1 pseudogene is annotated in these 1,150 nt (G+C 65.9%); it reads left to right on the top strand.

What is annotated here, in order from left to right:
• Window positions 1-1,150: pseudogene (locus ACFW2E_RS47450) on the top strand (hypothetical protein); the annotation flags it as partial.

Genomic DNA, 1,150 nt, shown 5'->3' with positions numbered 1-1,150 from the left:
GGGGTGTACGAGGCCGAGCGCATCAAGAAGGAGCGGACGATCGGTGCGCACACGCCGACCAAGCTGCCGTTCCGGGCGGCTGGGGATAGCTCGGAGCAGTCGCTGCCGAATGGGGCTGTGCATCAGTTCCTTATGCCGACGCCTGGGTGGGGCGCGGTAGCGGGGGCGAGCGGGGATGCGAAGAAGTTGGTGGAGCAGCTCGCCGGGCCGCAGTTGGAGCACCTGAAGGCGTGGAAGAACAGCATCAAGGCGAAGCCCAAGACAACGGGCGGCAAGGGTAGCCAGCTCGCTCGGTTGCAGACGGCGGCCCTTCGCGTTGAGTTCCTGTGGAAGCTGGTTGCCAGGCGCATGGAGCTGAGCGAGCGAGAGATTGCCCGCACCATCGATGTGTGGGGGACAGATCGCGAGGAGGACGCGGAGGAGTACGCCTTCCTCCGCCGCGACAAGCAGAACCCGGACCAGAGCCTGCCGCTGAGCAAGGAGCAGGTCTTCAAGGACCTCTTCGCGGCGGAGGGCTCCCCGTACTGGCGGCTCAAGCAGGTCATGGACGCGTGGTGCGCGCTGTGGTTCTGGCCGCTGGAGAAGGTGGGGCTGCTGGATGGGTCCGATGCGGAGTACGCGACGGCTCCGGTGGTGACGGCGCAGGCGGGGACAGACCTGGATGCGTTGTTGTCGTCAGTAGCCGGGTCGGCAGTGGAGGTCGAGGAGCGCGCGCCCGAGCCGACGCCTGTGCCGCAGTTCCTTGAGCCCGGCCTGCTGTTCACTATGGACGGCGACCAGATTTCCCTGGGTGAGGCTGAGAGCGACGACGAATCCGGGAAGAAGAAGGCGGCCAAGAGGTCACGCGCCTCCTCCGCCCCCAAGAAGCCCAATGGACCGGCACGCCGCCGTGACGTCATTCCGCTCGCGGACCTGGGCGACTGGATCGCCTTCCTGGAGTCCATGCTCGGTACGGGGCCGGTTCCAAAGGACACCTTCTCCACGACGGTCGACTCCCTGGAGGAGCTGAAGAAGCTCGAAGACCTGGTCCAGGCCGAGATGGGCATGGACGATGCCCGTAAGGCGGTTGAGACGCGGTATCCGTGGATGCGGGTTGTTCGCGACATCGCCGAGGAACAGGGTTTCCTGCACTGGGAGTTGGACTTCGCTG

The organism is Streptomyces sp. NPDC058964 (assembly GCF_042741275.1).
In the GTDB taxonomy this organism is placed as follows: Bacteria; Actinomycetota; Actinomycetes; order Streptomycetales; family Streptomycetaceae; genus Streptomyces.
The sequence above is the reverse complement of the archived record's forward strand: the minus strand, read 5'-3'. Positions and strand labels throughout refer to the sequence as shown.